We start from the raw sequence: 26,286 nt of genomic DNA on the forward strand, positions 1-26,286 counted from the left end.
AATGAAAAGAAGAATAATAACAGCAGTATTAGCCAGCATGATGATGGCTTCCTGCAACCCAAATAGTAATCAAGAACCAACAAATAGTTTAACAGAAAATATTGAAATCATGGAGAAACATGAAAAACAAAAAATAGAAGCGCTACTAAGTGAATATCAAAAATCACTTAACACTTCTGATGCAAATTTGGCTCAATCACTTTACACAAAGGATGGGATTTTTATGCCGACAGAGGCACCTTCAGGAATTGGACCTGATGGTATCCTGAAATCTTACGAATATGTCTTTTCCCAAATTCAACTGAACATTGAGTTCTTCATTGAAGAAATCCAGGTGGACGGTAACATGGCATTTGCCGTAACGACTTCAAAAGGAACTACACTTATCCATGCCACAGGCGATACCATTCCTGAGGCAAACAGGGAACTATTTGTCTTTGAAAAAGTGAATGGCGAATGGAAAATTGCCCGATATATGTTTAACAAGACGGAGCCGGGAAAATAAAAAAACTCGCTGCATCATTGTATGAAGTTAATAGCGGTTTGGGTGCTAACTCAAGCCGTTTTTTTCATTTTAAAAAAGTAAATGGCAATCTGAAACGCAGCGGTATAAAATCGCTGCTGCTCATACAGGTATGGACGTTGCAAATGTATTATTATCTTTACTCTAACAATAGAGAACTTAGGAAAATGGAAAACCAAATTACGGTAACTGCAACCATAAATGCAGATAAAGATAAGGTTTGGGATTATTATACCAATCCATTACACATTGTAAACTGGAATTTTGCCGACCCATCCTGGCATTGTCCTACCGCTGAAAATGATATGAAACCAGGCGGTACTTATAAAGCCCGAATGGAAGCCAGAGACGGTAGTTTTGGTTTTTATTTTGAAGCTGTTTACACCAGCATCATTGATGGGAAAGAATTTACTTATGAGTTTGGTGGCCGGATGGCGACTGTTACGTTCGAAAGCCTGGGCAACCAGACAGAGGTAACGGTAACATTCGATCCCGAAAAAGAAAACCCTGTTGAAATGCAAAGAGGCGGTTGGCAGGCCATCCTCAACAACTTCAAAACATACACAGAAAATAATTAACCCGGCAGGTTTCCTGTGGTCAGAAACATTTTGGGAAATTGCAGAATCTTCATCAGTTTTGCGGGAGATAACATGGGTATGGATTTCTATAAAAAACCCAAAATCTCAGATACCAAAATGAAAACTTCAAAAAAATTATTACTGGTCCTCGTTTCAGGAATTCTGCTGTCATCATGTGCAAAAATATTCTATAGCCCTGATGCCTATGTACTGGCAGACAGTCATGATATTATTGCCATTCTTCCCCCATCCGTTTCTATCGCTGCAAACAAAAAAGTGGATGCCGAAGCAATGAAGGAGCAGCAAAAAACGGAGTCCATCAATTTTCAAAAAGAAATGTACTCCTGGCTGTTGCGGAGAAAAATGCAGGGCAAAATCAGACCTGAGATTCAGGATATTGAGACCACAAATGCCACACTTAAAAATGCCGGATACCCGGAAAATGCCTTTACCCCCGAAGAGATGTGCGGAATTTTGGGTGTAGATGGTGTTCTAGGCTCAAACTACGCGCTGTCCAAACCCATGTCTCAGGGAGCCGCCGTGGCGCTGGGGGTTGTGTTTGGCGTATGGGGAGCTACCAATGAAGTCACGGTTGCGCTGGATATCAAAGATTGTGAAAACAATAAATTAATCTGGAACTATAACCATAGATTCTCGGGAAGCGTAGGCAGTAGCCCTGCTATGCTGGTGGATGGCCTGATGAGACATTCCAGTAAAAAGATGCCTTATATTCTAAAGTAGCAGGATATACGCGGGATATTTCGGAGCCATCTTCTCCAGAAATATACCTTATTGAGCTGTGTTTTTCCGGATAAATTCCCAATCGTATTCCAGCGTACCTGTAACCGTTTTGTCGGCATAGGTCAGTTGCCGGGCGGTATAGGTGAAATTTGTGATAACGCCATGGGTGTAGTCAACTATGATTTTCCTTACCCAGTTATGGTGTGCGTCAAAATCGTAAAACACTTTGACTTGTGAAGCCCCGGGTGTCAGGCTGGTTTCCTCTCCGCCGATATAAAGGCCGTCGGCGTTGTAGTTAAACGTTTCGCTATTTGAGGTCACTTCCTTTTTTCTGAGGTAACCTTTCAGATCAAAAAACTTATCCTCACCGCCTGCAACTTTTATTAGCCTGCCTTCCAGTGAAAGCACGGTGTTGTACTTGTACTTTCCCAGTTTGTAGGAAAGCGCCAGACTTCCCGACTCACCCGGTGTTACCATAGCATCTGCCGGGTAAAAAAAATCAAGTCCCTGAAACGGATATGATTTGTACCGGGTGGTGTCGCGGGCATTGATTTCGCCATTTTTCAGCCGGCTGTAAAATGTGGTGTAAGCTTTGTAATCGGGGCTGAAGCTGTACTGGTATTGGTGCCGGATGTTGTATTGGGGGTAATACTCCGCAGATGTTTCGATATACCCATTTTTAAAGGTAATTTCCTCGCTTCGCTCCAATACACCCTGACCCGCAGGGTTGGGATTTTGTTGTTTTTTGAAATGCTGTATTTCGGCTTTTACCACTTTCCCATTCAAATCAAAATCGGTGTGGCGGACTTTGGCTGTTCGGTATTGCGCACTAACCTGGGAGAAAATGCTAAATGTAACGATAAGTACGATGATTGGGAGCCTCATATTGGTGTTCATTTGAAGTTTTGTTTCATGCTGTTCAGCATCTGTTTTGCCATTCTCTCAACCAATGGCCCGAATCCGTCCATATCAACATTTTCAAAGGAACTGGCCTTTTTAGGTAAAGTGGCAAATTTCATATATTCCTCCAGCGTAAACGCAATAGAACCTGCCAAAATCCCTTCATAATAGAACCCCAAACCGTATTTCATCTCAGGATCATCAGGCACAGGATTGGGGGTGTGCAAAGTCATGGTAATTCCTTTCAGCCCTACTTCCCCTTTTTCCAACTGGGTAAGTGTATTGATGGTAAGCAATGCATCGACCTCCAGCTCGTTGGCCAGTTTCCCCAAATCTCTCACCGCTTTCATATCCATGCCTAGATTTACGATCGCAGCCGGATACGCCCGGTAGCCATGCGCCGCAGTCAGTGACTTGCTGTCTGATTTGGTAAAAAAACTTGCTATTGCAGTAGCGCCGCCGGCAAGTTTCGATACGGTCACTTCATAGTTTTGGTAAATCTGTCGCTGCGCATCTGTTTTCAGATATTCATCGGGTGTAAGCAACTCCATCCCGTTTGCTGCAAACGTTTCTTTTAGCTCTTTGATGGACAAACTGTAAAAATCGTTGACCAGCATTTTCCCGCCTGCCTCATTGATATAATTTTCAAAAACCCTGTGTTGCCGGTAGGCTTTTACATCAATCTGCGAAAAATCTGCCGTGAAGTAGGATAATAGCGCCACTCTTTTGATTCGGGGTACAACCGGATCAGGAAGATCTTTGCCCGTTTGCTTTTCATAGGCGTTGGCAAAAACTTTTACCTGGCTGGCGTAGTTGTCCTCCTGCATGATTTTGCCAAATTTTTTATCGGGCATATCCGACAGTTCTCTGATTGTCTTCTGCGCATAGGATGTGCCCAGTACCGCTAACAAAAGAATAAATGAAAGTACCTTTTTCATAAACTGATTTTTTTTTACAAAGAAAAAGCAGACCAGCACAACAGTAAATGGGGAATTGTTACCATTTGAAGTCGGAGAAAGTAGGGGCGAATACGTATATTTACCCATATTTTTGTAACTAGAAATGAAACAGAAAGCTGGCATACTGAGAGCAATCTCTATTCTACATGTCTTCTTTCATTTTGGCTTAATGTCCGGGCAAAATGAAATGTTTCATGCCTTTACGATCAAAGACGGCCTCCCCCAAAACACAGCTAATGCCCTGATGCAGGACTCAAAAGGCCAATTGTGGATTGGAACTCAGGCTGGGGTGGCTATTTTTGACGGCGCAAGATTCAAAACCATTGGAACAGAGGGCGACGACGGTTTCAGTTTGTCAAACAATATGGTGGAAAGCCTTTATGAGGATGCAAACGGACGGGTCTATATCGGTACCCGAAACGGAATGAATATTTACGACCCCGGTGACCAGAAAATCATAAACCTATTACCCGATACCTCTTCCGCCTATGGCAATAACTTTAGCAGGCCCGGTTTCTACGAAGATAGCACATATGTCTGGTTTATAAGCAGTTACTCGCTTTTTGCCATCGACAAAACCAGCGCGGAAATAAAAAAAACGGCCAGTTTTGCGCCATCCCAACTGACGGCAATGATCGCAGGCAAAGACGGCTTGCTGATCGCGTCAGATTCCGCCCTGATTTTTTACAATCCTCAAAAAAACACTTCCGGGAAGGTGGCGATTCTGCCACAGAGTATTACAACGCTTGCCTATATTGACGACAGGTTATGGATAGGAACCCGGGGAGGAATTTACGATTTAACCGGAGCGCCGATCTTAGGGAATCTACAATCGGAAGCCATTTTACATATCAATAAAAGCAGTGACGGCAGAATCTGGATAGGTGCAACCAACGGAATTGTGCTGTATGATGGAAAAAACACCCGCTTTATCAAAGCAAACCCCGACAACAGATTAGAAGGAAATTTACAACTCAGCTTTCTGGAAGACAATCATAAGCGGTTGTGGTTTGGGACAAATTCGGCGCTACATATGCTCATCCCTTTGTCCGAAAAAATAGAAAAAAACTTTGATAACCGAATTTTCAATCTACCCTCTGCCGAAGTTAACTCCATTGCTTATTCAGACCGTTTTGACATTATCGCTATCGGCACTGAAAACGGAGTAAATCTCACAAAGCTGGAACCCACGCCCGGCAAAATTTCAGTTGTAACCGCCCAAAACTTCCTCAAAAATCAGCCTGTCAACTTTACCAATCAGGATATAACCGGAAGGATCTGGGTGGGAACCAAATCCGGAGACGTTTATTGTTTTAATGAAGATTTTTCTCACATTCAACTGAAAGGCAATATAAAAGGAATCAGAGGATTTTATTATGATACCTTATCCCATCAAATATATATCGCAGGTTCTGAAGGATTGTATGCCGCCGGAGAAAATAAAGTGATTTACAGGCCCGAATGGACCAGTGATATCAAATATACCATAAGCATTTTAAATAAAGATCAGGGGTTTTGGGTATCACATTCTGATTTAATCTATGATGTTGATCTGAGCAGCAGAAAAATCAGCACTGTTTTTAAAAAGAAAAATGAGATCCCCAGCTATATGATTTCCCATCAGCTTATGGCTGACAGTTGCCTGTGGTTTTCCAGTATTTCAGGCGGTGTGTTTTCCCATTCACCTTCTGAAAATATCTGGGCAAAGTACAATTTGCTGAAAGGTAAAAATATATGGTCCACCTTTTCTGACAGCCAGGGCAGGTTATGGAGCAATTCTGATGATGGTTTGTATATTCATAATGGTCTGCAAATATTTCAAAAACTGGATATTGAGGATGGGCTCAATTACAACGACTTTAAAATGACCGCTCAAAGCCAGCTAAAATACGGGGTGTTGGTTTATGGAAATGCCAAAGGCCTCTGCATCATAAATCCAGATGAGATAAAAAATACAGCATGGGGTGCAACACCCTATATATCAGGCATTGAAGTCAATTTTAAAAACCAGCCGGTACCCAAATCAGGTGACCTACTTTTGTTGGAACCCGATGAAAAGTCTATCACTTTATATATTGGTTTAGATGATTTTGTGTTATCCGGCGGAGCCGAAATAAGCTATAAACTGGAAAGTCTGAATTCGTCCTGGTCTTCCTTCACACCCATAAACTACCCGGTCAGCTTTACCGGCCTTTCTTCAGGTGAATATTATTTATTGGTAAAAGTCAGAGACAAAAGCGGACGTATTTCCGATAAAGTACTTTCTCAAAAGATAAAAATACTTCCGCATTTTTATGAAACTGTATTTTTTAAATTGATTCTGTTTTTCGTTGTCGTGATCCTGATGGTGTTTATTGCCAATTTCAGCGCCCGGCAAAAACAAAGAGCAGCAGAAAATAAATTAAAAACAGAACGTGCCATCAATGCTGAAAGAGAGCGGATTTCACGGGATTTGCACGATTCAATTGGTGCGAGACTTACAAAAATCATTTCTGACCTGGACATTATGGAGTTGCAGGCAGAGCTAAATCAACAAGCCGTGAGCGCCGGGGAGCTTTCCAAAACAAGAGATTACACGCAGGATACCATCAACAATCTCCGCGAAACAATCTGGACCCTCGATTCCGGGGTTGTAAGACTTCAGGATATATTTCATCAGTCGCAAAAATATATTGAAAGATATTTGCCAGAGGAAATAGAATTTGAAATTAAGATGGACGAGGCCTTGTTTCTCAGACAAATCAATCCCGAAGTCGCGGTGAATATTTTCCGGATAATTCAGGAAATGACCCAGAACATGCTGAAATATAGCAAAGCCACAAAGTTTATGGTTAACTTCACATTGGAGAAAAACGTCAGATTAACTGTTTGGGACAATGGTATTGGGTTTGACTTTCAGACTGTTTCAAAAGGCAAAGGGTTGAAAAACATAATAAAAAGGCTGGACGAGATACAAGGCACAATGGCATATGAGCAGAATGGGGGAAGTAAATTTATAATCCATTTCAACTGACATGATAAAGGTAGCGATAGCAGAAGACAATAAAGATGTAAGGGAAAACCTCATCAGGGTTTTTGAGCTTTTAGGAGAGATTGAGGTTCAGCTCGTTGCAGAAAACGGAAAGGAGTTACTTCAAAAGTTGAAAAGCGCTGTTAAGCCGGAAGTCATTCTAATGGATGTTGAAATGCCTGAAATGAATGGTATTGAAGCCACCAAAGAGGTAAAAAAAATATATCCTGATATCCCCATCATTATTCTGACGGTTGTTAATCAAAAAGATAAGGTATTTAATGCTTTAAAAAATGGGGCAAATGGCTATATCCTGAAAGGAGAAAAGCCCAAAGCCATACTCGAAGCGGTCAAACAGGCTAAAGAAGGCCGGTTGCCCATGACGCCGGAAATTGCTGCTCTTACCCTGGCGTTCTTCTCCCAACACCTGGAATCAACAGCTTCAAAGGAAGATTACGATTTGACCAGGCGCGAACTGGAGATATTGGGGTTTCTGTGTAAGGGTATGAGTTACAAAACCATCGCAGACGAATGTTTTATTTCACAGCGAACGGTAAATACCCACGTCGAAAACATATACCGCAAGCTGAATGTACATAATGCCGTGGAAGCCAATAATATTGCCCGAAAAAATCGCTGGTTTTAGTATTGCTTACGCCCGGATCAACCAAAACTAAATCATGCACAAAAACTATCTTACACTATTCCTCCTGATCTCGCTTCTATATGGTTGTAAGACAGACCTCCCCGTTGACCCAGAACCGGACTATCCCAATATTCTCCTGATCATTGCAGATGATATGGGAAAAGACGCGACTTCGGGATTTTCGGAAGGCACAGTTAAACCCAATACCCCCAATCTCAATAAAATAAAAAATGACGGGCTGGTGTTCACCAATCTCTGGGTCAATCCGACCTGTTCTCCTACAAGGGCGTCCATCATTACGGGGAAATATGGATACAGAACCGGTGTGAAATGGGCAAATGATGCATTGAGCACATCAGAAGATTATCTGCAAAACTATATCACTGAAACCACCAATCACGCCTACGCCACAGCCGTTGTTGGCAAATGGCATTTATCGGGTGATGTTACCTCCGCCAATCCCGAATCTCTGGGAATAGATTATTATGCCGGACTCATCAAAGGCAGTGTTCAGGATTATTATAAATGGCAATTAACTGAAAATGGCAGCACAAGACTGGAGACCGAATATACTTCAAAAGTTTTTACCGACCTGGCCATCGACTGGGTCAATACGCAATCCAAACCCTGGTTTCTCTGGCTGGCTTACAATGCGCCGCATACGCCTTTTCATGTTCCACCTGCGGAGATGCATTCGCAGGGAAGTTTGCCCGAATATACAACGGGCGACGATCCTGAGCCTTATTATATGGCAGCCATTGAAGCCATGGATTTTCAGATAGGCCGGCTCCTGGCAGAAATACCTGCCGAAGAACTCGACAATACGGTAATCATATTTTTGGGAGACAACGGCACGCCCAATCAGGTAGCCCAACTACCCTATACCAACAATTCGGTGAAAGGCACGCTGTATCAGGGAGGAATCAATGTGCCAATGTATATTTCGGGAAAAGGTGTCAGCCGCACAGGCGAAGACAACCACTTAATCTGCAGTACGGACATTTTCGCTACGATCGCCGAACTTGCCGGGGCTGGCGTTGCCGAAATCCACGACAGCAAAAGTTTTAAGGCTCTGTTAAGTCAAGAAGCGGCACACCGGGAATTTCAGTATTCAGAAATGAATGATGGAACAGACGATTTATGGGCGATCAGTAATGGTCATCATAAGCTCATTATCAATGCCAACGGCAACAAAGAGATGTATGACTTAATGCATGATCCTTACGAAAACAATGACTTACTGAAAGGAGTATTAACGACTGAAGAGGAAAATGCCCGGGCGTCGTTAGAAGCAGAACTGTTAAATATCAGAAATTAACTGCTGATAAACGATTCCTGTGGCGTTGCAGACGAAGTGATATCGCTTAGCTTATGCCATTGAAAAACTCGTATAAATCGTCCTCTGCGCCTAACTCCAGTTTTTTTCGCAGACGCGAGCGGCTCACATTGACACTGGAGGGGAGCACATTCATCAGGTCGGCAATTTCGCGGGAGCTGAGGCCCATTTTCAGGTATAGAGCCAGGCGCAGATCGTAGGTCGATAATACCGGGAAGCGAGCTTTTAACTGGCGCAGGAAGTCCTGATGCAGTTCGTCCATCTGCATCTCAAAGGTATGGTCTTCTGCGGTCATTTTGGCGTCCAGCAGACGGTTCATTTCTGCCCAGCGGAGCTTCGTGTCAGAAGAACGGGTTTCAATGGCCGTGATTTTTCCTTTAAGCGTTTGCAGCAGGCGGTTTTTGTCTTCGTTTTCCTTCCCTTTTTTGGCAAGTTCGATCGTTTTGGCCCGCAGTTGCTTTTGGAGGGCTGCAATTTCTGCTTCCAGGCGTTGTTGCGTTTGAACAAGTTTTGCCTGCTGAAAAGCTTCGGCTTGTTTTTCCAGTGCTTTTCTTTCCTGTTCCTGAAGTTCCGTTTTTAGCCGGGCGAGTTTGTTGTTATTTCGCAAACGTTGGAGGTAAAACAAGCCAAATGCCAGTACGCCAATTCCCAGGTAAGTATACCATCTTCGGTACCAGGGGGGAAGGATGGTAAAGTGCAGGGGACGGGCCTGTGCTAAACCTGCGGATGATTGTGCTTCAAGCCATAGTTCATATTGACCTTCCGGCAAATTGAGAAAATCATGATTATGGTGAGGCAGCCACTCGCTCCACTTGTCCTGATAATTGACCAGCTTATAGCGATAACGTGCGTTTTCTTGTTGGGGGATGAGGAATTGTACCCGAACGTTGTTCAGATAATAAGGAATGGTGGCAGATGGGTTTAAGGATAAGATTGTATCGTTGTTAAATGCATACAGACTGCGTATTAGCAGATCTGCTTGTGGAGGAGTATGTTTTGAAGAGGAGTTATAGCGTAAAGCAAAACCATTATAGACCGGATAAAAATTATATGCTGCATTCAACGGCAGCCCACCCCGGATGGTGGGTAAGCTATTGACAACAGGTTCCGGGCGAAGTGGCGTGTCAACGCTTATAAAACTATCGAGTCTGGCGTTGTAGGTGTACATTAGCTGGTCAGTACTTAAATGTATGCCCAGACTGTCTGCGAGGAGTGAAGGATTTTCTCCCCCGAATACTGAAGCTAAATAAATACGCTGGCGGGCAATGAGATAATCGGAATTCAGATAGGCTTTGATGATGCCAAAATTGGGAATGTTGATCCAAAGCAGGCTGTCTGATTCCGCAATTACCTGGCTGCACGCTCCCTGAACCGGAGGCAGTTTGCGTTCAAATATCCAACGCTGATCACGGCGGCGAAACAGGAACAATCCATTATAAGTACCTGTAACGAGACGTTGATCCCCTAAGGGAGTAATGGCGAGTACACCTTCCTGCGAATATAGAGGCGTCAGCCCTTGTGGCGTAACCTGAAATAATCCCTGGTCGTGCCCACAATAGATAGTGCCCTGAATATTTCGCAGCGTCCAAACCTGCCCGGCAGAACCGGGAATAAGAGAAAAAGAGATTCCGGCAGCGGCATTTTTCAAATCTCCCCAAAGTGCGTAATAAAGGCCCTGATTGGTGCCAAGGTAAAAATCATCATGTTGCAACAAAGCCGTCTGGCCTGTGCCGAAAGCCCCCTGGTGATCTAATACATAAGCTATCTGGCTGGACAGGCGGAGTGCAGACACCCCATAATCCATACCTAGCCAAAGAATACCCTGGGGACTATAGTGAAGACTCAAAATGGTATTGTTGAGTATCCCCTTTTGTTTGTTGAGATGTTGAATAATACGGCCTTCCCGGTCTGTAATGTATACGCCATTCAGAATAGTACCAAAAGCGTAGTGACTATCTTCGATCGAAGTAAAACTAAAAACCTGATCCCGCTTCAGATAAGTATTTACCTCGTTTTGAAGCGCATTCAATTTCCCATCCTGATAAAGATATAAGCCCCGGTCCCGTGTGCTTATAAACAACCCGTCGTCGGTTTTGTCAACTCCTGCAATTTGCCAGGACTGGCCGTTGGGGTAAGGAAATACCAAAACCAGGCTGAGGCCGTCAAATTGATATAGGCCATGTTTTTCGTCAGCCAGATAGAGTACACCGCCAGTTTGGAAACTTTTAGAAAAGCGCGATGGGGCGGCAATTTTGGTGAGTTGCTCTCCCTTTTGCACATAAATATTCTGAAAGGATACAAAGATAATTTCTGCATCCAACTGATAAACACCCCAGAACTCTTCGTTTAATCCTTTGGCACTTTCCCGAAAGGGGTAGCCAGACCGGTAACTAAACCCCTGAAAGCCATTGCGTTGCCAGGCGCCAAAATCTTTATCGGCTCCGGTATATATCAGCGAATCATTTACGATTAATAGCGAACGCGTGAGCCCTTTGCTGCCGGGGTACCGTCGCCAATTGAGACCATCAAACTCCAGTAAACCTTTATCTGTGGAGAAATAGATCAATCCATTTCCTGCCGATTGTATAGCCCACACTTTTCCTGCCTGAGTATATTGCTCGGGCGAGTAGTTGTGTATCGGTGGTAAACCCTTTTCAGGGAACTTCTGCCCCAGCAGCGGATTCCCCAAAAGGAACAATAAGCCGATAAAGATACCGGTGGATTTCATGCTTAATGATACAACTTAAACATATTTCAATTGTTCATTTTTATCCCAAATTCCCCAATAAGCGCCAACGTCTCCTTCTGAGCCAATTTTCCACGATTCATCAAAGGACGAAAAATAGAAAATTTCTGCTTTATCCTGCAACGCCCAGTATTGCGTGTAGAGAAAATATTTGATTGCATTCTCTGTCGAAGGAATAGCCGCTTCCAATGTCCGTCCATGGTTGGGCCAGCCCGTCTCGGTAATGATTACCGGTTTTCCTTGTGCCGCCTGACAGGCTTGTTGATACATTTGCTGCATATACAGCAGGGCATATTCCAGCTGGCAACCTTCCCAGAAAGGGTAACAATTGGCCAGTATAACGTCGCAACTGTCGCAGATATCCGGGTGCTGGGTAAATTCGTAGTAGGCATCTACGTAGCCGACGGGAATTTCTGGCAGTGCGGCTTTTACCCGCTGTATATATTCCAATAGCTTGGCTTTGGGGAGGTCATTTCGGTAGAGTACCTCGTTGCCTACAGCCGCAATGTCCACATGTCCCGCCCGGCCCAGTTCGATCAACGCTTCGATCTCTTGTTCATTTTTGTCTTCATCTTTGCCCAGCCATGCGCCCACGAGCGTTTGTAAACCCATTTCATGAGCGATTTGAGGAATCAGTTCATTCCCTTCGATACATGAAAATGAGCGAACCCACCGGGTAAAAGGACTGATGATCTCCATTCTGCGGCGTATTTGTGTATCGGACAATGGGTCGCCAGGTTCCTGACCTTCCACATAAGCGCTGAAGCACAGACCGTGCATGCCATTTTCCAGTGCCTGGCGGTAACGGGATTTGAGGTCTTCCAGGCTAAGACCCGAGAAATCGGGCCCGGTAAGGGCGAGTTTTTTATATTTGCGGTACGACATAGGGGTATGATTTTGTATCAGCCAATTTAACTGTATTTTAGGTTTTCCTGCTTGTCCCATAAACCCCAGCGGGCGCCTACCTCGCCTTCCTGCTGCACTTTCCATGATTCGTCGAAGGAAGAGAAATAGAACATTTCCACACCGGAAGTTTTTGCCCAGTGTTGCACTTCGATAAAGTACTTCATGGCATTTTTCTCAGAAGGCGCTGCGGAACGAACCGCCTGCCCGCTGCTTGGCCAGCCGGTTTCGGTGATAATCACTTTCTTCCCACCGGCTACTTGCCGGGAGAGCTGATACATTTGTTGCAGGTACGCCAGCGCATAGGAGTTATCGGCACCCTCCCAGAAGGGATAACAGTTGATCAGTATCACATCAGCCGCTTCGGCCAGTTCGGGGTGATCGAGAAACTGGTAGTAGGCATCGACGTATCCTACCGGGATATGGGCAGGAAGCTGAGCCCTTACTTTGCGCAGATAATCGATAATTTCCTGAGGGGAAAGTTCCTTACGCATCAGAACCTCATTTCCTACGGTGGCCACGTCTACCAATCCTTCTTTTGCCAATTTTACCAGCGACTGGATTTCTCTTTCATTTCGGTCCCGGTCTGCACTGATCCAGGCCCCGACCATGGTCTTCAGCCCTTTTTCGTGGGCAATGCGGGGGATCAGTTCGTTACCTTCTGTACAGGAAAACGAACGTATCGTTTGAGCATAGGGCATAATAATCTCCATCCGCCGGCGAATCTGTGTGGCCGAAAGATTAGAGCCCGTATCCTGGCCTTCTACATATGGACTGAAACACAAGCCATGCAGCCCCCCCTGAAGTGTCTCCGAAAATAGCTTGCGCAATTCAACCATACTTTTTTCGGATAAATGCAGGTCTGAAGCAACTCTTAGCGAAAGATCCTGAGAGGTTAATTGTTCGAGCTTACCTGGCAAATAAGCAGAAGAGCCCTTTTGTACTTCTTTACGTTCATCCAAAGCTTCTCTGATCTCATTGGATTTTGCTTCAGACAAATCGTAGTTGCGCATCACAAATAAGGCGATGGCTGTACCCAAAATCGGTACACCGGAGAAAAACAATCTAAGACCGGTTATGGACTCTGCGGTATAAGACTCCGGGCTGAATCCTACAAAGCTCAGAATGATTCCGCTCAAACCACCTGCAATAGCAAAGCCAAATTTGACCATCCACCAGTAGATCGCTCCGAAAATGCCTTCCCGTCTTTTACCCGTATTGAGTTCGTCAAGATCACAAACATCTGCTGTCATTGACATCATCAGGGTGAACAGGCCACCGATTCCGAAGGAGAAGAAGGGCATCGCGAAAATAAACATATAAGGTTTGCCGGGAATGAAGAGAAACCACAGCAAGATATAACCAATAATGGAAATGCCCTGGGAGAGCATAAATGCGTTCTTTTTCCCCATTTTCTTGGACATCACCGCTACCGTCGGAATGACCGCAAAGGTGGTAATAAGTGCCCCCAGACTGCCAAATAACGTAGGCCAGATACCGGCCGCTTTCGCATCTCCGCTAAACAGGTAATAGACTACGATAAAGAAGGAAAAAGCGGCTACCGTGTTAAAGGCATTGAAGATCAGAAAGGTTGAGATACACAGTTTCCGAAAAGGAACCATCTTAAATGCTTCCTTAAACCCATTGAATATTTCAATGAGACTTCCACCCATATTGCTAAAACTCAGGGGTAAGAGGTTGCTGTCGTCTTTCGTTGATTTACCCGGAATAAAAATTGCGGGAATCATCGCCAGAATCATACACGGAATACCCACCCAATAAGCCAGGGTACGGGTAGCGGTATCGGCATTGGGAAACCATTCAGGATCGTACATGATGACCCAAAACCAAGGTGCAATCACCCAGGCCCACTGGCCAATCCATTGAGCCGTAGCCATAATGTTGGTGCGTTCGTGAAAATCGTCGCTCATCTCGTAGCCCATCGCCACGTATGGCACACTGAAAATCGTAAGCCCGAGATAGAATAAAAACGACCAGATCAGGAAGTAAGAGAAATTGTAGTTTAAGCCATTCTCCCGGTACAACTGCCACATGATCACAAAGGTGATCCCCATGATGATGGACCCAATAAATACATAGTGTCGTCTTCGCCCCCAAACCGACCGTGTGTTGTCTGAGATAAAGCCCATGATCGGGTCTGTAATAGAATCAAATACCCTGGGCAGGAAGTAAATCAGTCCCCACATCCAGCCGGGAAACCCCAGATCCTGTACCAGTACAACCATGAATATGCCCAGAGCCGCAGGAAACATCTGATTGGCCAGCATACCCAGGCCAAAGGCTACTTTCTGCCCGAATGGAACCTGCTTTTTGATTACCGATTGTTGTTTTGACATTGCTTATTGATTTTGGGGGGTAAGGTTGATTTGTCGTACTATACTCTTCTCTACACTTTCTTTTTATTTTATCGGTGGAGGCAGTATATTTTTCAGTAACTCCTTTTTTGCACCGCCATGGGTTTTGGCAATGGGTTTATCTCCTCGGGTCAACCCCTCGAAAACGCCCGCGTCAACCAGATCCCAAATAGCATATTTGGCCTTCCCGTCCACCGTGAAAAGTCCAAAATGGTTTTCCGAACCGCCAGGGTTGGCTGCATCTTTCCATGGTTCGTCAAACGCCTCAAAATAGAAGCATGAAAGTCCTGCTTCTTTCGTCCATTCGCGCATGAGCTGATAATACAGCCCCATTTTGTATTCATCGCAGGCATGAGAGCCCCCGGGACCATATAGATCATTTGCCGCACTGGCCCAGCCAGTTTCGGTGATGTGTATGGGCTTATCTACTCCAAGTCTTTGCATATATGCAGCTACCGATTCGTACTGTGTCCGGGCATAATCTCTGGCCCGCAACATAGCCGCTGTAATGCGCGCACTGTCTGTATTTTGAATTTCTTCCGGACGGCTACCCCAGAAAGCGGGATTATAGTGTGTATCATGCATGGGGTAGGTATGCATCGCAATGAAATCTACGCTGCGGATGAGTTCGTTCAAATCTTCTACGTGATATTCGGGGCCCCCACCTCCCCATGAGGCGAAATTGTCAGAGCTGGTAATCCATAAGTCTGCCGAAAGTTCACCCTGACCTTTGAGTTGCTGTAAATGTCTGACCCACTTCAGGATCACTCGTGGCTGGACATAATAGCTGGTAGCCCACTTGACCATCGATTCGTTGCCTACTGCGATGATTTTTACTATGTCCGGATATTGTTTTGCCAGTTCTACCGCCCGGGCTATTTCTTTTTCATTGCGCGAGCTTTCCTGTTCGTGGTCAGGGGGCATATCTGTCCAGGCATTGAGACAGTCGATCCACACTCCGAGCATGACGTACATCTCAAATTCGGGATCAGTCGCCTTTATCTCACGGATGGCGGCCAGTACATTGGCTGCATGGGGGAAGTGTAACTTGTAGGTGCGCAGCATACGCACACCCATGGCATGAAGGATTTTCATGTCCTCCTTAAGCTGCGGAATGGTAGGTTCAATATCGTGGTTAGCATCCCGGTAACCACCGAAGGAAATAGCCAGGTATTCGGGATTACCTAAAATATCTGCGGCGGTCCGCGTAGGGGTATTCATATCCACGTTTTCGTTGACAGTTTGGTCTGCATGCCGGGACGGTTTACACGCAACGCCCGGCATGACAAGTAATATTAAAAAAATGTATCGTATCATCGTAAGTTTATTTGAGGCAGTGAGCCGGTACACTTACTTCAATCCTCAGGATGTCTCCGCTTCGGCAAAAAAGGGATTGGCTCGTATTGGCGTCCAACTCAGGTTCACGGTTGCTGATTTGTTTCCCGTCCCTGAAGTGAATGGTCAGGCCTGCAGCTTCACTCATCTGGTAGATCACCGGCACCTGGCAGTATGTAAAGGCCAGGCTGTTGGCGGCCAGTTCAATTTCCTGTGTTTTCCCTTCAATATTGAAATAATGAAAGGTGCGGCCTTCAGATAAGAATTCCGCCCTCTTGAGTAAGTTGGGGCGAAAATATAATTTTCCATTTGATACGCCAGCCCCCAGTTCGCCAAAACGACTCAGGATATCTTCCTTTACCTGTCCTGTCATACCCGGCTGTTGGGCGCCTTTGCCCGCAGGGGTGTGGGAGTAAGGATCGGTGGGGAATGCACCGTAAAGACCTGGTGGTTTATGTACACCGATACCAGCATTGATCTCGTAATAATGTTCCAGCACGCGATGGAACGTTTCGGTACTGGCAGCAGTTTCACTGGCATTCGCACAGTATTCGTTTACGGCCAGCAACAGCTTAGACACCATGTGCCAGTAGATGGAGCCCAGGCCTTCGTAACCATAAAATGTACCTGAACGTCCGGTAAAGGATTTATGGTGGAAGACTTGCTCAAATATGCCAAGGATTTGCAAACGCTCCTGCCCGGCAAGTCCGGCGTAAACCGTACCTTCAAGGGTTTTCAGCGCAGAATCCAGATCATTGGCGTTTTTAAAGCTGCCATTGAAGTGATATCCGCCCTCAATATCTCTTTCAATAATGGTTTTATTCCCATCTGCTACCATCTGTTGCAAGAGCTTAGAGGCAGCCACCGATTCCGGGGGGATGTTATTTTTGTTCAGAAATCCCGGCAGTTCTTTATTGGGGTAGAGAAGATAGCTGTATTGGTCAGAACGAAACAGTCTGCTGGCCTTCATTGCATCAAGTACAGCCAGTACATCATCGGGAGCCAGGTATCCGCTGCTAAGTACTGCTACCTGCCCTTCGAGCATCTCACTGAGATAGTCCAGCGAGACTCCATTGTCATGGATAGTCATCAGATTGTAGGCATGATACAGGTTATCGGTACGGCGGTTGGCTGCAATGGTATGGTCGAGGAAGTCAAGGCTGGTATTAAAGCATTGAATAAGGTCCCGCCGGTCAACAGAACGTGTTTGTCCGGAAAATGAGCCAGCATAGATCTCTGATCTATAATCTCCTCCCGCGTTACCCAGGGCATCCATGATGGCTTTTCGGTCACGATCACTGATAGCCCCTTTCAAAACCCCTTTGTGTTGCTCAAAAGCATCGCGAATATGCTCATAGCAACTGACCAGTTCTGCCGAGACCGGAAATGTGTCGGAGGGCGATTGTGCCAGAACTTTCCCGAAGAAGCTCAGGAATCTTCGCAGATAGTACAGCGTTACCATCGAAACCCCATTGCCAACCAGCGCGTTATTTGCATCATTCCATTCGGGGCGCTGGGTGTTCATCCAGATACCCCCTTCAGGGATAAAGTTGGATAGTTTAGCCAGCACCGTTGCCAAAATCTTTTCAAGAAAATTGACCTGGTGGATATGGCCGGCCCGGTTTGTCAGCAAAGCTCCATCAGCCCCCATTTTTTCACGGCGCTGGCGAATGGCGCTGTCCGCTGCATGGTCAAAATCTATAGTGTCCTTGGGGTTGCGCTGGATGTCAGCGTAGGGCTTGATCCGATAGGGAACATTTGCATAGGCAAAGATGGACTGCTGGAAATATTCAGACAAGCGGCCTGGGTGGTGTTTTTCCAGAAACTCCAGAAATTTCAGCAGATAGATAATCTGGTGGTCTCCCCAGTAACCAATGAAAGACCATGGGTCATCTGGTTCGATCACCTCCCAGTCAAATCCACCTTTGGTCACCCGGTATGGATTGTAGCCGTCGAAGGTGGAGGCATTGAGGAATTTCGCAATCATGCCCTCAATAAAGTCCGGGTAAGCGTAGGCAAGCGCTTCCCAGTTCTGGAATATGTCGCGCCAGTTGCCTTCGTAGTCCAGAATTTTGGAGCCGTCTTCTTTGCGGGTATTGATCGAAAACCGGTTCCAGGGGCGGCTGGGGTCTCCATGCCGGCGGCTGAATCGGAGCGGGAGATACTCTGTACAAAGTCGCTGGAGGTGAGTATCTTCCACGGCTGCAAGCCGTTGCCGAAGTTCCTGCACCGTAAATTTTTCGGGCAGTTTTTCCAGAAAATCTGTGTGCAGGGCGTAGACCTCTTTATTAGCCTTTTCCAGATAACCCGAAAAGTCCCACTTTTCAATCTGGTAGTTGGAATCAAAAATCCCGCCCCGCATAATGTTAAACAGGACATTGCTGAAATGGCGGGTATCGCGCAGTTCATCAGCCGTACATTGCAGGCCATCGGCAGCTGCATTAAGCGCAGCAAGTCGACGGGTGCCCTGATCAATGTCTTTCTGTACAATTTCTCCTAACCCCGTTTCGTGTGAGATGCGGTGGATAAGTCCCACCACGTCGGTGTGGTTTTGGTTGAGGTTCGCGACCATAAACCAGCGTTGACTTTCACCGGGAGCCAGGGTAATGTCTTTTTGCACCAGGTAGGCTCCCTTTTCGCCTTTGACATCGTTTTCTGACTGGATTTGGCCCGTATCGCGGAATGCAGTAAGTTGTCGGCTGGAAAGCAGATATTTAGGCTTTTCCAACCCCAAAGACCATACAACATTGGCTTTCAGCGCCTCACTTGGTTCAGCTTTATCGGAGAGAATGGCACTAAGCGCAAAAATGCCCAGCCCCGAGTCCGTATGCAATTCACTGCGCTTATATGCATCAACCAGATTGCTGTAAAAGTTTTGCAGGTCGCTGCTGATGCTGGCTGGAACGATATTTTGCAGGCCATCCAGAATCTGAATGTCCAGCGCTTGTTTACTCTGATTAAACAGCGAAGCATGGCGAACAAAACCAAAGACGTCGCTCGAACTCCAGCCGTAGCGGAATCTTAGTTCCAGATCATGATTTACCTCTTCAAATATGATCTTGTGGCCATACGCATGTTTGTATAAGTTGCGGCTTACCTGAAAGTGCCCTGCCCCTCGGATAGAGAATGGCTCCCAAATGTGAACTTTTCCCCCTTTAAGCACCCGAAAGATGGATTTGCAGCCCGTTACTTCCGCAAACTCCGTAATTTTGTCGTCGGTATAGTATGGAAACAGCGCATATTCGGCACTCTTTCGCCCCGCACTTAATCCTCCATTACTGGCGACAAACATCCAGTGGTCAGATTCACTGACAATACTCATAAAAAAAGGACGCAGCTGATCACTATCACTGATCCGGAAAAATTTCTCATTATCAATAATAACCTGGCTAAGCTCTGGCATGGGTTGATATGTAATTCGTGGTAGTAGTATGGATGAACCCACCGGGACAACACTGCCCGGGATCAAGCACAAAATTAGGCATTCTGGGGCAGAGTACTTTTATTATTTATAAACCTTCACGTAATCTACGACCATCGTTTGAGGGAAAGGTGTCTGACTGGTGGGGAAGCCCACGAAGGTCCCTCCGACAGCTACATTAAGAATCAGGAAAAACGGCTGATCGTAGACCCATTCACCGGTAACATCCTCAGGTGTAATGCGCTTGTAGAGAAAGTCATCCACAAAGAAGTCAATGCGATCTGGATACCATTCGACGGCGTAGAGGTGGAAATCGGTGTCAAACCGGCTATTTTCCAAAGAATAACTGCTTGTGATAGCTGCACCTGCAGAATAACCGGGGCCGTGCACGGTACCATGAACAATATAGGGTTGTTGCCCGCGCATTTCCATGATGTCAATTTCTCCGCACTGTGGCCAGCCTACTTCGTCGATATCCTCCCCCAGCATCCAGAAGGCAGGCCACAAACCGGGCCCGTAAGGCGTTTTAATATTTGCCTCAAAGCGCCCGTATGCCTGAGAAAAACTTCCTTTGGTGGTAATTCGTGCCGAGGTAAAATTTGCCCCTGCAAAAGTCTCCCGGCGTGCAGTTAGTACCAGATGGCCCTCCCCATCGAGAGACACGTTCTCCTTGCGGTCGGTGTAGTATTGAAATTCACCATTACCCCAGCCGTTGTCGCCTGTGCCAATGTCGTAAGCCCAGTTGTCTGTATTGGGTGATTGTCCGGCAGGACCATCAAACTCATCGCTCCACGTTAGCGCCCAACTTCTTGCTTCAAGCTGCTGGGTTTCATCCACTTTGCAACTGGTCAGGCTGAAAGTGAGCAAGGGTAAACTGACGAGTGTGAAAAAGCGAAATGTTGGAATGTTAAACATAAGTTTCATGAGTCATTTTTTTTACTTGTGGAAGTACATGTTATCCACGTAGATCGTACTATTACCGATAGGCTGCCCTACCAGGATGTATTGTGCCATATGTGCCCGGGTGGTAAGTCCGACAAAATCGGTCAATGGAATATCATAACTGATCCACTGGCCCTGGGTGGGAGTAGGATAATCGATTTGATGTTCTTTGTCGTCTCCACCACCAAATGCAGCATCAGCACCAAAGTCCACCAGCTTAATGGCAAAAAAGGTAGCATTGGGGGTCCATACATCAATATGGAAATGGGTCATACTGGTAGCATTGATCTGGTTGACTACAGTTTCTATCCCTACAAAATCCAGATTCGTGTACTCTTTGGTCGCATTGCCGGCCACGGTGATATCTGCAAAATTAGCGGCGGACCAGTCTGTACGCCATGTGTCAACCGTAACGTTGGTATAGGCATCGCTGAAAAGAGAGATGACATCTGCTGCCGGAAGGGTAGGGGTGGGCGCAGCTACGGTAGGAATACTCCCTCCTCCGCCGCCGCCACTGCCGCGGAAGAAGTAAATATTATCGAGGTAAATGGTGCCGTTGCCGTCAAATTTGAGCTGGATTACATCGGCGAGGTCTACACCTGAGAATTCAGACAGGGGTATATCGACGCTTGACCAGCCAGAGGTGGGAACATTCAGCGCGTAGGCTTTTTCCTGCGGGCCCGTACTGATCAGATATACATTCAACTGGGTGGAGTTGGCGGTCCAGAAATCAAGATGCAAAGACTCCAGAGAGGAAACATTCTGCGAAGTGCCCAGCTGGATACCCTGATAGTTAAGACCACTGTAAAGCAGGGTGTTATTGCCCGCAATACTTACCTGGCTGACAGCTGTGGCCTGCCCCCAGTCAGGGTTCAGATCCGTACCGGCAACGTTGGTGTAAGCATTACTAAACACAGAAATTACGTCTGCCGCCGCCCGCGTCGGAGGGTTTGGTGCTGCTACAGTCGGTGTACTTCCTCCGCCACCACCGCCCTGGCCGTCGTCGTAGAAATAGATGTTGTCAACAAAAACATTGGGCAGGTCGCCGGAGAGTACAATTTGTGCCAGATGCTGGCGTCCGGTCAGACCGGGAAAATCCGTGAGCGGAAGATCCAGGCTGACCCAGGTCTGACTTTGCAGTCTAGGGCTGGTGATGGTAATCTCATGGGAAGAATTGTCATTGCCCCCAAAGTCGCCATCTGCCCCGATATCCACCAATAATACTTTGAATGCAGCAGGAGGATCGGTAGCATCAGGCGTCCAGATGTCCAGATGGAAATGAGTCATATCCCGAATGTCAATGGTCGGCGCAGTAAACTGAATTCCTACGAAATTGAGTTGGCTATAGCGAACGATGTCATCTCCCTGTACCTGTACTTCCTCACTTTGGGTGGTAGAAAACTGCCAGTAACCGTTAAGGAAGTCAATAGGAACATTCGTATAAGCATTACTGTAGATGGAAATCACATCTGACGCAGGAACCGTAGGCACAGGAGCGGGAGATGCTGGCAATACAGCTGCTCCGGTAGAAGTGATTTTCAGGGATCCCACTGCATCAAGATCGCCGAGTTTGGCGGTGATAGTTGCCTCACCCGCATCCATTACAGTTACCGTACCTGAAGGACTGACACTGGCAACCTGAGGATTGGAAGAAGTGTAGGTAAAGTAAGCAGGGGCGGCTTCTACCCGTTGGTTTACCCCTGTGGGCAGGTTAAACTCAGCAAAGCCATTTGCGGTAAAGATCGCACCGGTTTCAGCAAAAACGTTGAGGGCCTGCCCGTCAAAAATTCCGGCTTCTCCGTGCGCGATTGTACCCAGTTTTTCAAACCGCACCTCGTCAATCCAAAAAGTGTAACCACTCCCGTTTTCCGGTCCTTCAGAATAGAAAAACATGCCGCCTTCTTCTTTAAGCCGGCTTGGATCGGGAATGGGAATGTAGTATTTCCGCCAGTTGGTATTTACGGGCGTATTCGAAATGGTCGTGACATACCGATTGGCTCCCAGGTCATTGCCAAAGCCAAGTACGTCGATAGTAGCTGCCTGTGAGGCTCTGGCCCAGAAAGTCAGTACATTAAATCCGGAAAGATCACGTCCTCCGGGTACAAAGAATGCACCACCAGCATAAGCACCTTTGGGGTCATCAAAGTCAGGTACGGAAAATCGCATCACGGAAGTGCCCTCGTAGGCGCCCTCATCGACTACCTTAAATGCGGTTACATCAGAACCACCAAAGGCCGCATATTCCAGTCCCGCGCTGAAACCGTCCAGAAACACATTTCCATCGACGGGAAAGGACGCAGGTTCCAGCTCATCAAGTTTTCGCTCGCAACCAAGGCTAAAGGCGAGGAAGACAAAAATTCCTATCCCGATGAAGTTGTTGAACGTCTTAGTTGTCATTGGTCGGTATATTGAATGATTAAAAAATATTAATGTGAATGTAGGTACGGATCTCCCACTCATTGCCATTGCTGAAGCCAACAGCGGTCGGATCGCATACATAATTACCCTCTGCGTCAATGGTTCGGCTTGGACAATAGCGAGGACTATATTGGTCGAGGGTTCTGAAAATGCCCATTATGCCGATTTGGGTATTGGGCAAAGCAAACCAGTCTGGCTTACTTAAGGATGTCGAAAGGTCAAGGGAAACCTGCTGTGGGAAAGTGAGGTTAAAATCGCGGTGATAATCGTAGGGTCCCCAATCGTTGATCCTGTATGCACCGATAATTTTCACTTTTTTGTAGATCATTCGCAGGTCTATCCCTGAGCGCATGATCAGTCGGGCATCACTTCCGTTGGCTTGCGCCGTACCCGTGTAGATATTGGCAATCCAGCCAAGTTCGGGGCTAAGTTTGGACACGATACGGGCGTGGGCTTCCCACAGGTCATGAGCCGGCGCTGCACCGGGGAAAGCAAAGAATGTACGTCCATCGGGCAAAATACCGATAGCGGCATCCTGCGAGGTAGGCAGATGGCGGTAGACAAACCCTGCGCTAGCTGCAAACCTGGCATCCTCTGCTCTGTCGTTGTCCCATTCGTACATCCATGTGCCCGGAGTCGGGTCGTAGGTAAGGAGAATCTCTCCGGCTACGGTCTCGCGGTTGGCACGTACGATAAAGGGATCTGTAAGAATGTTGCGGGGACGTCCGGGGGCATTTGCATCGGCTACCATAGGGCCTACGATGGGGCGCTGCCACAGAAAATTGGGTGCAATTTGAAGGTTTCCGAGTCCGAGTGTAAAGCCACTTAGCACGTTGTATTGATTGCCACTACCACTGTCTTTGAGTCGCCAACCGGTATAGGTGCGGGTCAAATCTGCACCACCATTGGCTACCAGACCTTGTGCAGCGGCTGAAGCATACCACTGGATTCGGCCCTGTGCATAGGTAAGTTTAGCCTTTCCTCCCCACATATCTTCCGGGCGGATTTGATCTTGATAGGCGGTGCGATCATCTTCCGACTCGGGGTTCATCAGTTGAAAAACTCTTCCTTGCAGGGGCTGTCCTCCCCAGATACCACCAACTTCTACGCCAAGGGGCCCCAGTTTTTTTGCCAGATGTAAGGTGGCCCGTCGGGTTTTGGGGACGGGAATTGCAAAGGAGCTTTCCGAGGTGCCACGCTGGTCCAGATCTTCATGGAAGATGCCCGATACTTTTATACCGGCCAGTTCGCGGGTATATTTGACGAGTAAGGCCGGGTTCGCGCCCCACCACAACTCAGGTCCCATTGCCAGGGCCAGGCCTTTGAGCTGCCGTTTGCCGGCAAATTCGACCCCCACAGGCGCACTTCCGTTGTAGATATCGATATTGGGACCGTAGTTGGCTTCGGGATAGAGACCAAAGAAGTCGCCTTCGTATCCCCAGTGATAGTGCCCGGTACGGTAAAAGCCGGTCATGTCGAAGAGTTTGTGGTTCCACTCAAAATCGGCTCTGTACACACTCACGCGGTTGGCATCGTTCAACGTTACAGGGCCATTATTGGTCTGCACGGTGACGGGGCGTCCCCTGTTTTCATAAAATATCTCATTAATGGGGTTTTGAGCTACATTGCCCAGGATGTTAAACTCTACGTTGGCACGCATATTAGAGGCAGGCTGGCCTTTCACACCCACAAAAAAGGACTGCATATGGTCAAAGCCAAGCTGGTTGGGAAATTTTTGGTCAGCGGGATTATCCACCTCTGGCGTAGCTACAAGGCTGCCTCCGGTATTAAACGTAGTGAGTTGGGTACTCATGCGGCTGATACTGAGCTTTTTGTTTTCTTCAGCAGAAAGCGCCGCCTGGTCGCCCCGCGCTTGCAGTACATTTGACACTAAGTTGATTCTGGAAAAATGTTGGTCCAAAGCGCCAGGGTTCATGCCCGGCAGATAGGGGCTAAACTGGTGTGCCTCCTTGAGCGCATAATAAGCAGCCCGGGGATATAGCGAGTAGAGCCCCCGCTCATTTGTTGGTCCTTTGGCGCAGATACCAAACCATTCTTCGTTCATATTATTTTCCCCTTCTGCAAAGTCGCGTTGGTAGCCGCCATTTGACCACGATGCATTACTATCGTGAATATCGAGGTTTTTGGTTTGTCCAAATTTCCACCATCCATCGCTAAACTGAAAGGTAAACCCTCCGATCGCATTCCCCGTTTGGCCCATTCCGGCAGCGTTTGCATAGATTTCTCTCCAGTTACCCACCATATAGTAGGCTTGTGCTTCCTGATCTTCGCTATGAGAGATAGCATTAAAAGCATCAGCGCCAAACTCAGTAAACATGATCGGCTTGCCATATTCCTGCTTTACCCGTCTGAAGGCATCTCCAAATGAAACACCCCGGTACACATTGGTGCCGTAGATATCTACGTCGGGACATTCCTCAGCGACAATATCCAGAAAGAGAAGGTCCCCATTACAAAGCGCGACAGGGTGTTGTTTGTCTATGTTTTTCATGGCCAGTGCACCTTCATTGAAGAGCTTGTACATAGCTCTCGCCCGAATGGTGGATTTGCGGTCATTAATGGGGATATCCTCGGTTTCTGCTCCCTCCCAGAAGAGGCCGTAGTTGTTTTCGTTGCCGAGAAGGTACAGAAGCAGGCCTGGGGTATTTTGGTATTCGTTGGCCAACTCCTGCACTTCTTTAAGAAGGAGTGCCCGAACCCGTGCATCCGCGTATTCGGTGTTGGGGACCCAGGTACCGTCCAAAGTAAGTCCGTAACGACCGAAGGAGTGGTTAAGCATGGTGTAAATCCCATACTTTTCATAGATGTAGGTGATCCATCGGGCGGGTATTCCGGTATAAATCCGGATCGTGTTGACCCCCATATTCCGAAGGAGTGCCATTTCGCTGTCCAGGGCAGCCCGGATAATATCATCAGGCTGCTTCCAGAGGCTGTAAGAAAAGTTTGTACCAATGGGTTGATAGTCCCAGTTCATGCCGTTGATCATGAAAGGCTCCCCGTTTACGGTAAGCCGGGTTCCATCACTGGCATCGATTACCTTAACCTGACCGGCCTGCGCAGCAAGGCTGGTAGCCAACAGGGACAACGCGAGGTAGAAGAAAATGTTTTTCATCGAGTAGTAGGTTCTTTGACAATTTAAATTACAACCTTGAGTAGTTCTAAAATTTAGGAATAAAATACATCACGCCCTAATATACTATTGATATACAGGAAAGATTCGCATGAAAAAATGATATTCAAATATTCTGAAAATCAGGTGTTTATGATGTATATAAACAGGCTCCGGATAACAGGCAAGTATAACCGATTTAAAGTTGCCCGCTTATTAATACACATATTCATCTCCTCATTTTCCCTTGAATACTAACTTAATTCAACCGGATTTTGTTTGTGCAGGAGTGATGAAGATGGTAAGAGATACCATCGAATATG

The 26,286-nt window shown here is 46.7% G+C and carries 16 protein-coding genes; 6 read left to right on the plus strand and 10 right to left on the minus strand.

Going from position 1 to position 26,286, the window contains the following annotated elements:
- Position 1: 1 nt before the first annotated feature.
- From R3D00_05045 to R3D00_05055, 3 genes are all read left to right on the plus strand, one after another.
- Positions 2–505 carry a nuclear transport factor 2 family protein gene (locus R3D00_05045; GenBank protein MEZ4772530.1) on the plus strand — a complete coding sequence of 168 codons (504 nt, stop codon included), beginning with the start codon at positions 2–4 and terminating at the stop codon, positions 503–505.
- A gap of 185 nt (positions 506–690) precedes the next feature.
- On the plus strand, positions 691–1,101 hold the full coding sequence (locus R3D00_05050; protein ID MEZ4772531.1) for an SRPBCC family protein: 411 nt from the start codon (positions 691–693) through the stop codon (positions 1,099–1,101).
- 117 nt (positions 1,102–1,218) lie between these two features.
- Entirely contained in the window at positions 1,219–1,842 is a 624-nt protein-coding gene (locus tag R3D00_05055; protein ID MEZ4772532.1) for a hypothetical protein, read from the plus strand.
- 48 nt (positions 1,843–1,890) lie between these two features.
- On the opposite strand, the gene R3D00_05060 is transcribed toward R3D00_05055, so the two are convergent.
- Together R3D00_05060 and R3D00_05065 are read right to left on the minus strand one after the other, a co-directional pair.
- Positions 1,891–2,727 (minus strand): hypothetical protein, encoded by an 837-nt coding sequence (locus tag R3D00_05060; GenBank protein ID MEZ4772533.1) that lies wholly within the window; start codon positions 2,725–2,727, stop codon positions 1,891–1,893.
- 8 nt (positions 2,728–2,735) lie between these two features.
- Positions 2,736–3,680, minus strand: a complete 945-nt coding sequence (locus R3D00_05065) for a hypothetical protein (protein MEZ4772534.1) — start codon at positions 3,678–3,680, stop codon at positions 2,736–2,738.
- A 124-nt stretch (positions 3,681–3,804) separates the two neighbouring features.
- Between R3D00_05065 and R3D00_05070 the strand changes: the two genes are divergently transcribed.
- The 3 genes from R3D00_05070 to R3D00_05080 are packed head-to-tail and all read left to right on the plus strand — an operon-like array spanning position 3,805 to position 8,675.
- Positions 3,805–6,714, plus strand: coding sequence for a two-component regulator propeller domain-containing protein (locus R3D00_05070; GenBank protein ID MEZ4772535.1), 2,910 nt, complete (start codon positions 3,805–3,807; stop codon positions 6,712–6,714).
- 1 nt (position 6,715) lies between these two features.
- Positions 6,716–7,357 (plus strand): response regulator transcription factor, encoded by a 642-nt coding sequence (locus R3D00_05075; protein MEZ4772536.1) that lies wholly within the window; start codon positions 6,716–6,718, stop codon positions 7,355–7,357.
- 34 nt (positions 7,358–7,391) lie between these two features.
- Positions 7,392–8,675: a sulfatase-like hydrolase/transferase gene (locus R3D00_05080; protein MEZ4772537.1), complete on the plus strand. Its 1,284-nt coding sequence runs from the start codon at positions 7,392–7,394 to the stop codon at positions 8,673–8,675.
- Between the two features lie 46 nt (positions 8,676–8,721).
- On the opposite strand, the gene R3D00_05085 is transcribed toward R3D00_05080, so the two are convergent.
- From R3D00_05085 to R3D00_05120, 8 genes are all read right to left on the minus strand, one after another.
- Positions 8,722–11,421, minus strand: coding sequence for a hypothetical protein (locus R3D00_05085; protein ID MEZ4772538.1), 2,700 nt, complete (start codon positions 11,419–11,421; stop codon positions 8,722–8,724).
- A 15-nt stretch (positions 11,422–11,436) separates the two neighbouring features.
- On the minus strand, positions 11,437–12,324 hold the full coding sequence (locus tag R3D00_05090) for a glycosyl hydrolase family 17 protein (GenBank protein MEZ4772539.1): 888 nt from the start codon (positions 12,322–12,324) through the stop codon (positions 11,437–11,439).
- A 26-nt stretch (positions 12,325–12,350) separates the two neighbouring features.
- The gene (locus R3D00_05095) at positions 12,351–14,699 is read right to left on the minus strand and encodes an MFS transporter (GenBank protein MEZ4772540.1); all 2,349 of its coding nucleotides are present in this window, start codon (positions 14,697–14,699) and stop codon (positions 12,351–12,353) included.
- A gap of 63 nt (positions 14,700–14,762) precedes the next feature.
- Positions 14,763–15,938: a glycosyl hydrolase family 17 protein gene (locus R3D00_05100; protein ID MEZ4772541.1), complete on the minus strand. Its 1,176-nt coding sequence runs from the start codon at positions 15,936–15,938 to the stop codon at positions 14,763–14,765.
- A 103-nt stretch (positions 15,939–16,041) separates the two neighbouring features.
- Positions 16,042–19,455 carry a hypothetical protein gene (locus R3D00_05105; protein MEZ4772542.1) on the minus strand — a complete coding sequence of 1,138 codons (3,414 nt, stop codon included), beginning with the start codon at positions 19,453–19,455 and terminating at the stop codon, positions 16,042–16,044.
- Between the two features lie 102 nt (positions 19,456–19,557).
- Complete coding sequence (locus tag R3D00_05110) at positions 19,558–20,397, minus strand: glycoside hydrolase family 16 protein (GenBank protein MEZ4772543.1); 840 nt, start codon at positions 20,395–20,397, stop codon at positions 19,558–19,560.
- 12 nt (positions 20,398–20,409) lie between these two features.
- Positions 20,410–22,812 (minus strand): Ig-like domain-containing protein, encoded by a 2,403-nt coding sequence (locus tag R3D00_05115; GenBank protein ID MEZ4772544.1) that lies wholly within the window; start codon positions 22,810–22,812, stop codon positions 20,410–20,412.
- Between the two features lie 19 nt (positions 22,813–22,831).
- Positions 22,832–25,966 carry a glycosidase gene (locus R3D00_05120; GenBank protein ID MEZ4772545.1) on the minus strand — a complete coding sequence of 1,045 codons (3,135 nt, stop codon included), beginning with the start codon at positions 25,964–25,966 and terminating at the stop codon, positions 22,832–22,834.
- Positions 25,967–26,286: the final 320 nt, after the last annotated feature.

It is taken from the genome of Bacteroidia bacterium, assembly GCA_041391665.1.
GTDB lineage: Bacteria > Bacteroidota > Bacteroidia > J057 > J057 > JAGQVA01.

Bases quoted from the DNA above. Each gene is read 5' to 3' on its own strand.
- R3D00_05075 (MEZ4772536.1), top strand. From the start codon at position 6,716: ATGATAAAGGTAGCGATAGCAGAAGACAATAAAGATGTAAGGGAAAAC.
- R3D00_05050 (MEZ4772531.1), top strand. From the start codon at position 691: ATGGAAAACCAAATTACGGTAACTGCAACCATAAATGCAGATAAAGAT.
- R3D00_05065 (MEZ4772534.1), bottom strand. From the start codon at position 3,680: ATGAAAAAGGTACTTTCATTTATTCTTTTGTTAGCGGTACTGGGCACA.
- R3D00_05045 (MEZ4772530.1), top strand. From the start codon at position 2: ATGAAAAGAAGAATAATAACAGCAGTATTAGCCAGCATGATGATGGCT.
- R3D00_05085 (MEZ4772538.1), bottom strand. From the start codon at position 11,421: ATGAAATCCACCGGTATCTTTATCGGCTTATTGTTCCTTTTGGGGAAT.
- R3D00_05110 (MEZ4772543.1), bottom strand. From the start codon at position 20,397: ATGAAACTTATGTTTAACATTCCAACATTTCGCTTTTTCACACTCGTC.
- R3D00_05070 (MEZ4772535.1), top strand. From the start codon at position 3,805: ATGAAACAGAAAGCTGGCATACTGAGAGCAATCTCTATTCTACATGTC.
- R3D00_05055 (MEZ4772532.1), top strand. From the start codon at position 1,219: ATGAAAACTTCAAAAAAATTATTACTGGTCCTCGTTTCAGGAATTCTG.
- R3D00_05105 (MEZ4772542.1), bottom strand. From the start codon at position 19,455: ATGCCAGAGCTTAGCCAGGTTATTATTGATAATGAGAAATTTTTCCGG.
- R3D00_05115 (MEZ4772544.1), bottom strand. From the start codon at position 22,812: ATGACAACTAAGACGTTCAACAACTTCATCGGGATAGGAATTTTTGTC.
- R3D00_05080 (MEZ4772537.1), top strand. From the start codon at position 7,392: ATGCACAAAAACTATCTTACACTATTCCTCCTGATCTCGCTTCTATAT.
- R3D00_05060 (MEZ4772533.1), bottom strand. From the start codon at position 2,727: ATGAGGCTCCCAATCATCGTACTTATCGTTACATTTAGCATTTTCTCC.
- R3D00_05090 (MEZ4772539.1), bottom strand. From the start codon at position 12,324: ATGTCGTACCGCAAATATAAAAAACTCGCCCTTACCGGGCCCGATTTC.
- R3D00_05100 (MEZ4772541.1), bottom strand. From the start codon at position 15,938: ATGAATACCCCTACGCGGACCGCCGCAGATATTTTAGGTAATCCCGAA.
- R3D00_05120 (MEZ4772545.1), bottom strand. From the start codon at position 25,966: ATGAAAAACATTTTCTTCTACCTCGCGTTGTCCCTGTTGGCTACCAGC.
- R3D00_05095 (MEZ4772540.1), bottom strand. From the start codon at position 14,699: ATGTCAAAACAACAATCGGTAATCAAAAAGCAGGTTCCATTCGGGCAG.